General features: G+C 49.3%; 10 protein-coding genes. 4 read left to right on the forward strand and 6 right to left on the reverse strand.

The annotated features are described in order from the left end of the window. Positions 1 to 486 precede the first annotated feature (486 nt). Both ABD892_RS26955 and ABD892_RS26960 read right to left on the reverse strand, forming a co-directional pair. Complete coding sequence (locus ABD892_RS26955; RefSeq protein WP_345199533.1) at positions 487 to 909, reverse strand: H-NS family histone-like protein; 423 nt, start codon at positions 907 to 909, stop codon at positions 487 to 489. A 314-nt stretch (positions 910 to 1,223) separates the two neighbouring features. Further along, positions 1,224 to 1,646, reverse strand: a complete 423-nt coding sequence (locus tag ABD892_RS26960; RefSeq protein WP_345199535.1) for a ProQ/FINO family protein — start codon at positions 1,644 to 1,646, stop codon at positions 1,224 to 1,226. 295 nt (positions 1,647 to 1,941) lie between these two features. Here ABD892_RS26960 and ABD892_RS26965 point away from each other — a divergent pair, with 295 nt between their 5' ends. From ABD892_RS26965 to ABD892_RS26975, 3 genes are all read left to right on the forward strand, one after another. Then, positions 1,942 to 2,973, forward strand: a complete 1,032-nt coding sequence (locus ABD892_RS26965; protein ID WP_345199538.1) for a protein DA1 — start codon at positions 1,942 to 1,944, stop codon at positions 2,971 to 2,973. 29 nt (positions 2,974 to 3,002) lie between these two features. Then, the gene (locus tag ABD892_RS26970; RefSeq protein WP_345199541.1) at positions 3,003 to 3,407 is read left to right on the forward strand and encodes a cupin domain-containing protein; all 405 of its coding nucleotides are present in this window, start codon (positions 3,003 to 3,005) and stop codon (positions 3,405 to 3,407) included. Positions 3,408 to 3,504: 97 nt separating this feature from the next. Next, positions 3,505 to 4,155 (forward strand): YceH family protein, encoded by a 651-nt coding sequence (locus ABD892_RS26975; protein WP_345199543.1) that lies wholly within the window; start codon positions 3,505 to 3,507, stop codon positions 4,153 to 4,155. Between the two features lie 24 nt (positions 4,156 to 4,179). Here ABD892_RS26975 and ABD892_RS26980 read toward each other — a convergent pair whose 3' ends face one another. After that, entirely contained in the window at positions 4,180 to 4,377 is a 198-nt protein-coding gene (locus ABD892_RS26980; protein ID WP_345199546.1) for a hypothetical protein, read from the reverse strand. A gap of 210 nt (positions 4,378 to 4,587) precedes the next feature. Between ABD892_RS26980 and ABD892_RS26985 the strand changes: the two genes are divergently transcribed. Further along, positions 4,588 to 4,893 carry a DUF2956 domain-containing protein gene (locus ABD892_RS26985; protein ID WP_345199549.1) on the forward strand — a complete coding sequence of 102 codons (306 nt, stop codon included), beginning with the start codon at positions 4,588 to 4,590 and terminating at the stop codon, positions 4,891 to 4,893. 71 nt (positions 4,894 to 4,964) lie between these two features. Here the strand turns inward: ABD892_RS26985 and ABD892_RS26990 are convergent, their stop codons facing one another. The 3 genes from ABD892_RS26990 to ABD892_RS27000 all read right to left on the reverse strand — a co-directional run bounded on the left by ABD892_RS26990 (position 4,965) and on the right by ABD892_RS27000 (position 7,167). After that, positions 4,965 to 5,270: an RNA recognition motif domain-containing protein gene (locus ABD892_RS26990; protein ID WP_345199551.1), complete on the reverse strand. Its 306-nt coding sequence runs from the start codon at positions 5,268 to 5,270 to the stop codon at positions 4,965 to 4,967. Positions 5,271 to 5,538: 268 nt separating this feature from the next. Then, positions 5,539 to 6,069: an inosine/xanthosine triphosphatase gene (yjjX, locus tag ABD892_RS26995; protein WP_345199553.1), complete on the reverse strand. Its 531-nt coding sequence runs from the start codon at positions 6,067 to 6,069 to the stop codon at positions 5,539 to 5,541. A 30-nt stretch (positions 6,070 to 6,099) separates the two neighbouring features. Further along, a complete protein-coding gene (locus tag ABD892_RS27000) occupies positions 6,100 to 7,167 on the reverse strand; it encodes a phospholipase A (protein ID WP_345199555.1) in 1,068 nt (355 codons plus the stop codon). Positions 7,168 to 8,026: the final 859 nt, after the last annotated feature.

The following is an 8,026-nucleotide window of genomic DNA, read 5'->3' on the forward strand; positions in this document are numbered from 1 at the left end:
GTGTGTGCGTGTGGTGTTGTGCTAGAAAGGGGAAAAGCACCATTCACTGCTCTGTATGTAATATATGCCGGTGGGATGGTTTGATGAATCAAGGTTGGCGTTAGAATGAATCTGCCTATATTTCGGGTTAGGTATTAAGTGGTTTGTGTCTGGTCTTCCCGATGGCGGGGAAGGGGTGACAGAAATGCAGTCACCAGAGTTGTCGTTGTTGTGCTGAAACACGTAATTTCAGGTGTATGATTGAGAGGGGCTAAGCCTGCTTCAGTGGGCAGAGTTCTCGGCCTGTTATTAGTCGCATGATGCTGTATGGCGTTATGTGGCTATGTAACAATTATTAGTTATGCAGCATTATAATAATATTGGGGCGATGCCATAGAGCGTTTAGGGTAAATGGTTTGTACGGCAATCTTTGTTCGAATTGGCATCTTTTCTGATGTGTAAAGTGCCCATGATGCGACGACAGAATCATGGGCACACCAAGGACTGTTATTCTACGACACAGTCCAGACGCTTTTTACCGGTGCGTTCTAGGTAGGCAGCGAAGTCGGCAGGAATACGGCCAGCATTGCTGCCTTCCCAGATGATTTCGTTGCCTTCATTGGTTTCATAGCGAAAAGTCATGCGTTGAACGTCACGGCGCTTGCGAGTAGTTGATTTGCCTGCCAGTACTTCATTGAGGTCTTCGAGGCTGATGTTGTGGTCTTTCATCAGCTGGATGATGGTTTGAAGTTGTTCCTGCTTTTCTTGCAGAGCGGCGGCTTGCTGTTGAACTTCTTCAGTTTTCTCTTCAAGGACAGCCTGAACGCGAGAGAGGACGTTCTCTACATCTTCGATGTGAACATTCTTGAACAGGGTGCGAAGCTTGGTTTTGGATTTGAGGACGGCGAGAGATTCTTCGAATATATTCATAGGTACGTTATCTTCGTAGTGTGATGTTGTGTATTTAACGGCTCACGCGAGCGCCATTGACCATTCGGAATATCTGGCGCATCTCTTTTATGCAGACAGGTGATTAGCAGCGTTTCTGCATGTCATTGAAGTCATAACATGCTGGGCTATTCACCTCTCTGAACATGAACATCTTATGCGCAGAAGTTAAGTTTGCCAGAAAATTGAACGCTTGTAATCAATTCGGGTTTATTTACTATAAAATCCGCAACGTATTTCGTTTCCGCACGTATTCATTCACGTATTATCCTTGTCATTTGTTCTATGTCTGTCGTTTATTGAACGACGCGCAGCCTGCCAATAAATTCCCGGTTGTCACAGGTGCTGCCTGTCAATTTTCGCTGTTGTTTGCGATAAAGAGCTACTTCTGCCCCAACGGCTTCACGGAGTGTGACACGGCCTGAACGTTTACCATTGCTATCAATGCGTATGGCACCTTCCTTTAATGACTCAAGGTAACGCTCCTGTTCAACGAAATAGCGCAAGGCTATTTTTATCAGCATCGGAGGTACCTGATTGGTTGCGATCATCTCCTTATGAATGCCAATTTTCAAAGGTACTGGTTCCGAAATTCTAAATAAATGCGGCCATATCTCCCTGGTAATGCGCAGTGCTTCTGACTTGGGGATTTCGGCTTTGGATCTACCAGACAGTTTTTCGATATCTTGTTTTAGTGTCTCGCTAATGCCTGAGTCCATCGTCTTGTATTCCGGGGATGGTGTCTTCTGCATGAAAATGTATGCTATTCATTTCATTATGATGTGTGCAGCATAAACCAGACTGTTATCGACGACTAGAGCCGCCCAGCGGAAAACTGACGTTTTTCTTTGTGTTGATGGTTTGAGGAATGTGTTCAGTATGATTTGCATTGATACATGTCGTGCGTTTGATCTTTTAATACATGAAATGCTGTATCGGGATTGAATGATTTCCTGATTGGCTAGAATCATAGAATATCTGCCGTTCAGAGGCGGGCGAAGGATAGCTTTAATAGTGAGTTCAGTCATGCGGGTATGTCATGGATGTCAGAAGCCGGTACGTGAGAATACCATCTATGTGATGGGGAAATATTGGCATACGTACTGTTTTGTTTGCGAAGGGTGCGGCCAGTCGCTTGAGTCGGATCGGTTTGTGGTCTTTGGTAATAAGCCATGGCATCCGCACTGTTTGCGTTGCCCTGGCTGTCATAAACCGGTCGTTGATCAGTTTGTCGAGAAAGATAATGCTCCCTGGCATGTAAACTGCTTCCATAAAAAATTTACCCCTTCCTGTGCTGTTTGTGGTGAGCCATTACAGGGACGCTACTTTCAGGATTTCTGGGGTAATCGATACTGTGCAAAACACCGTAACTATGACCGTTGCACCAGTTGTGGCCGTATAGTCTGCGGGCCTTTGACTGGTGGAGGAATGCGTTTTCCGGATGGCCTGATCATCTGTAACCTGTGTTGCGACAGTGGAGTCATCACAGAAGCCCGCGCGGAAGCCCTGTTGCTGGAAATGCGTCAGGCGTTGAAACAGATAGGGTTGAACCTTGCGAATGCCTCGACACCCATTCATTTGGCAGGGCGTGATGAATTGCACAAATTCAGTCGTCATAAGCATCATGAAGAGCATCCGCTGCTGGGGCTTGCCCGCTGGCAGGTGGCACGCGCCAGTGGGCGGGTTGTGGATCGTTCCTTCCAGGACATTATTATCCAGCAGAATCTGCCGGAGTTTCATTTTCGAACAGTCGCCATCCATGAGCTCTGTCATGCTTGGTTTTTTTATAATCAGTATGAAGGGCTTCCCCTGGAGGTCGAGGAAGGCATGTGTGTGTTGATGGAATACTTGTGGTTACGTCACCAGAAAACCCGGGAGGCGGCCTATTTTATCCAACAGATTGTACAATCACCTGACCCGGTTTATGGTGATGGTTTTCGCCAGGCACGTCAGGCGCTGAAGCGTCTTCCCATGAAAGTGCTGCTACAGTATCTGAAAGAGAAGCGTCGTTTTCCGGGCGCAATCGCTGCGTTTTTTTATCATTAATAATGCCGTTTGATGAAAAGGAGATAGGCATGGATGCCAATGCTTTCGGTGATGAGATTATTACCGTCAGACCGCAGGAGGCGACCGAAACCCTGCAAAAGCTGCCTTATTTTATAGGTATTTCCGAGCAGACAGCCGGAAGTAAGGGTTTATCGCTCAGTTTTATCGTCATACCGCCGGGGGCAGTGTCCGAAGCCCATGAGCATGATGGCTATGAATCTGCCATCTATGTGCTGGAGGGGGAAGTGGAGACCCGCTATGGTGAGTATCTGGAAAAACGGGTCATCAACCGTGCGGGTGACTTCATCTATATTCCTCCCGGATTGACTCACCAGGCGTTTAATATGAGTGAAACACACCCTGCCCGGGCCTTGGTGGCGCGTAATGATGCTAATGATGTGGAGAAAGTGATACTCAGTCAGCCACAGGGCTGACAGTTGCTGCCCATCATAACCATTCAGTTCTCATGGCATGTCGAGTGGGTATGAGGCAGAATCTGTCCACTGTTTTCACTGATTGTTCGGGGCTGTTATGGAACTTTCGCTGTCTTTTCCAGAAACCCGTGTGCTGGGCGCGCTGATTGAAAAAGCCATCACGACGCCGGATCAATACCCCCTCACACTGAATAGCCTGACCAATGCCTGCAACCAGAAAAGTAATCGGGAGCCGGTGGTATCCTATGAGGAATCCGAGGTGCAGCAGGCGGCTGATAGCCTGATCGCCAAGCGGCTGGTAACGGAGCAGTCCGGGTTTGGCAGCCGGGTTCAGAAGTACCAGCACCGTTTCTGTAATACGGAGTTTTCGAATCTCCGGTTTTCCGAGCAGGAGCTGGGTATTCTCTGTGTTCTCTTTCTGCGTGGTGCCCAGACGCCAGGGGAATTGCGCAGCAGGACCAATCGACTGTGTTCCTTCAGTGACGTGAAAGAGGCTGAGGTTATACTGGATAACCTGGCATCACGGGCTGATGGACCTTTTGTCCGGAAGCTGCCCCGTGAGGCGGGAAAGCGTGAGTCGCGCTATGTACACTTGTTCTGTGATGAGCAGGGTGAGGAACTCGTCGCCTATGAAAGCGATGGTCGCTTGGCGGGCGCAGGCTTGGAAGAGCGAGTCGACACCCTGGAAGAACAGGTAAGACAGCTTCAGGCGCAGATTGCTGTCCTGACAGAGCAGCTGTCATTGTAAGCGAATGCTCGCACCGGCCTGGTCTCAGGCGTTATCGTCCTCTTCTATCATGTCCAGGGCCATGCGAAGGCCCTGTTGAATACCCTCCAGGAAGATCTCCCTTTCCTCATTAGGTATGGCTTCATCCCTTGAAGGGGGAGACTTCTTTTCCAGGTCGGCTTGCAGCTTCAGGTAACATTCCAGACGCTTTTCAATTCTGAATATGCTCTTTTGCGTGCTCATGGGCTGATCCCTTTGGTACCTGAAAAGTGAATCGGCATGGTGTTGGGCAATTTGAGGAAAAAATGCCGATACTCTGGCTGTTTTGTTCTTTTACCGGGCGCGTTAGTATCGAGTCCGATGGAAATGATGCCAGGGGCGTCATTGGTTAATTCCGTTATCACGTGGATATGTATGGCAGTGGTTAAGACCCGAACTTCAGGAAAGCAGGCTGTGTCCCAGGAAACTCGGGATGAAGCGATGAAAATCGCCCGTGGTACCCAGCGTCCTGGCCAGACCAAGGAGCAGACGCGTGTGATAGCCCAAGGCATTCAAAAGGGCATTGATCAATATAAAAAGCAGCAGAAAGCCAAGGCCCGTGAACTGGATAAACAGCGAAAGAAAGCCCTGTCCCGTCAGCCGGAAACGGTTGAAGTTCGAGAGATAACAGAGGTGGCTATCTATCGACAGCATCCATTTCCATGGATATTGCTGGTTGTCACGTGGGTGGGGATTGCAGTCTATGCTGGATTGTTGTAGCAGGGATGGCTCAGGCTTCGGGTATAAAAAAAGCCGGATAAGCCGGCTTTTTTATGGGGTTGAACAATCGCTTAGTAGCGACGTTCGAAACCGCCACGGTTGTTGTCGCGACGACCACCGTTGCCACCGGTACGCTCGGTAGCGAAGTTGACGCGCAGATCGCGACCGCCAACGTTCTGGCCATTAGCCGCCAGGGCTGCTTCAGCGTCAGACGCGTCTACGAAGGATACGAAACCGAAACCGCGAGAGCGGCCAGTTTCACGATCCATGATAATTTTAACTTCCTGCAGTTCACCAAACTGACCGAAAACGGCTTCCAGGTCCTGCTCAGAGCTGGAAAATGCCAGATTACCTACAAACAGTTTATTCTGTTGCATGTTGATTCATCTCCGATGACGTTATCACTACTACTTTACTGTTACCTTAAACATCGAACGCCACAAAGAGACTATGCGTTTTCGGGCATCAGTTAAGGGACACTTAATTGAGAGGCGAGTCTAAACTGTTTTATGTCTGGCGTACAATACATTAATCGTCAAATTCGGGAAAAGAATGTAAGGGAATCTGCGCATAAAATGGCCGTTTTCAGCGGGATTTCCCTGTTCTTTAATGCAACTAAACTGTATTTTACTTATTCAAATAAAATCAGGCCCTGGCAGGGTATAGTGCGGGGTGAATAAAAGGTATCAGCGCCAGAATCAGGGCCTGCACATAAACGCTGCTGCGGGTTAAACGGTGCCCGGTCAGCAGGCCGATAGCGCCCCCTTTCTGTTTTATATTGCGTTCATTGAACATGGCATCCATCGCCTCGCCCAGCTCAGCCCCGTCATCAATTCGTTGTAGCGCTTCCGGTGGGAGTGGCAGACTGGCGGAGCGAGCCTCACCGCGCTGGTCTGTGCTTTCAATGACCATCCAGGCAAAAGTCAATGGACTTTCAATGCCTGCCTCCAGCCCAACCCAGAAATCGGCGTCAGGCTGTTGGCGTCGGGCGTTGGTAACCCGGTTGCGTGCACCGGTCAGGGTCTCTTCGCCGGACAGGGGCTGGGCGGCAACACCACTGTCGACAGCAATGCCTTCGAACACCATATCTTCATGTGTAAATACCTGGGTAAAGGCCTGTTGAACGGCGTTGATTTTGGCCGGATTATTGGAGGCAATGATTACCTTGCGCATCATAAACGAGCGTTTTCCTTTAACTGATGTCTATCAGAGCCAATCGTTCAGCATGACACCGATACTGAGTCGATTGACGCTGGCGTTATAGTCGATCAGGCTCTCGCCGTAGCCGTTGAAATATTGCACATAACCCCTGATCCGTGGCGTTAGCGGGAAAGACCAGCCCAGTTCCACTGCGCCCTTGTTATCGCTGCGCAGATTGTTTCTTACCATGACGCTGAGCTTATGCACGCCCAGGGTGTAAAACATCTGAACATCCCCGTAGCCGAGGTATTTCTCTATATCTGGGTTGTCGTCCCCACGGGGATCATTCGGGGAGTCCTTGCTGCTCTCGGGAATCCGCCACCAGGGGTTGACGGAGAAATAGAAGTTATCGTGTTCAAACACGAAGTTCGCAAACAACCGATTCCAGCTCCGCGACAGGCTGCCGCTGCGGCCGTTGGACTGATGGTTGATTCCGGTCTGAATCATGCTGAGTTTCAGGCCAAAGACATCGTAATCCGTATTAAAGCTGAAGAATGCCTCAGGTTCATGGTTGGTATCCCGGAACGGGCTGGAGTGATCCTTGTTATAGGCCTGCCACCAGGAAATCCCGGTATAGGCAAAATACAGATCGCCATGCCCATTGAATACGCCCTGGGCGACCGGCACCTTGAGGCTGAGCTGGAATTTGATCTCGGTGCTGTCGATATCATCTTCGCCTGCATCAAAGGGCTTGCTGTTCGGATTGCTGTTGTAGGAGATGGGCAGGAAATAGTTTTGTCGATGAGGCGTCAGGACAAACAGTTTATTCTGGGTGCGCTCCTCCTGTTGGATACGTTGCTCCAGCAGGGACTCCGTTTCACTGTCGTTTGCCGCAGCGGTGATGTCTGAGCCGGCAGCCGGTGCGTCCAGGTCGGGCAGGGCATTCACTGTTTGTGGTCTGCAGCGAGCCTGAAGTTGTGCCACAGTTGTGTCCGGTGAAGCCTCATGGAGGGCTTCCAGCAGGCAAGCCTGGTATTCCGATGCCCAGAGCGACTGGGGCGTAAAAACAGACATAAGACCTGCTGTCATGATGGTTGGCAGTGATGCATTTTGCAGGCAAGGAAAATCAGGCATACGGCTATGATGTCCTGAGACGGTGTTATTTGGTGCTATGGTATAACCCACGTTGTCTCACGGCTACGGAAAATGCTTGTTTTATAAGTGTTTTAGGTGGTTTTGAACATTGGGTTTAGATCTTTGTCTAATAGATTACAAGGATTTTGGGTCATATCGACTAAGGTCGAATGGTGATTGTTGACCATTTCGGTATGCTGATAAACATGGAAAAACCGGAAGGAGGTGACTGCCATGACATGCCATTGCAATCTTTATGTGATGAATAATGCGTCGCCCTGTGTCAACCGGTTGATGAATACGGTACAAGTGCAGCCGTTTCTGGAGGAGTTTCCAGGATTTCTGAGTGGTCGTGCCGTGCTGGCGATGGCACTTGCTGCAACGTTTCTAATTAATAGCCGTTTGCATCGAAAGAAATACCGGGCGAGGTCTATGAGTCGTCGAGTGTGCAAACCCGGTAAGCCTGAATCACTTTGGTTCAGACGTAGAAAACCGGTAAAATATGCGCGGGACTCCTACGGCTTTTAGGGAAAATGATTACTTTCAAACTTCGTTCGCACTGAGTTTGTTGAGGTGCAGTTGCTTATTCAATGCGTTACCAGTGTAAGTGGTATCACGAGAAATACCTCTGTGCAGACAGGTTTTCATGATGCTCCCTGTTGCGTATGCATGGGATAGTACTTTGAATTATCGTCGAGCGTCCTGCTCATCTTTTCTATTCATTATTAGACCTTGGCTGGCACATCGTGGACTATACAGAAATGTGTCAGCCAAGGTCTAGGAGCTGTTGACGTTTCACATTGGTAACCAGACAAAAGCACAAGCCAGAGCTACGACACTGACAAAGTTTCGCTTTAGC

It is taken from the genome of Kistimonas scapharcae (assembly GCF_039540975.1).
Classification (GTDB): domain Bacteria; phylum Pseudomonadota; class Gammaproteobacteria; order Pseudomonadales; family Endozoicomonadaceae; genus Kistimonas; species Kistimonas scapharcae.

Bases quoted from the DNA above. Each gene is read 5' to 3' on its own strand.
- ABD892_RS26955 (WP_345199533.1), bottom strand. From the start codon at position 909: ATGAATATATTCGAAGAATCTCTCGCCGTCCTCAAATCCAAAACCAAG.
- ABD892_RS26975 (WP_345199543.1), top strand. From the start codon at position 3,505: ATGGAACTTTCGCTGTCTTTTCCAGAAACCCGTGTGCTGGGCGCGCTG.
- ABD892_RS26970 (WP_345199541.1), top strand. From the start codon at position 3,003: ATGGATGCCAATGCTTTCGGTGATGAGATTATTACCGTCAGACCGCAG.
- ABD892_RS27000 (WP_345199555.1), bottom strand. From the start codon at position 7,167: ATGCCTGATTTTCCTTGCCTGCAAAATGCATCACTGCCAACCATCATG.
- ABD892_RS26990 (WP_345199551.1), bottom strand. From the start codon at position 5,270: ATGCAACAGAATAAACTGTTTGTAGGTAATCTGGCATTTTCCAGCTCT.
- ABD892_RS26980 (WP_345199546.1), bottom strand. From the start codon at position 4,377: ATGAGCACGCAAAAGAGCATATTCAGAATTGAAAAGCGTCTGGAATGT.
- yjjX (WP_345199553.1), bottom strand. From the start codon at position 6,069: ATGATGCGCAAGGTAATCATTGCCTCCAATAATCCGGCCAAAATCAAC.
- ABD892_RS26960 (WP_345199535.1), bottom strand. From the start codon at position 1,646: ATGGACTCAGGCATTAGCGAGACACTAAAACAAGATATCGAAAAACTG.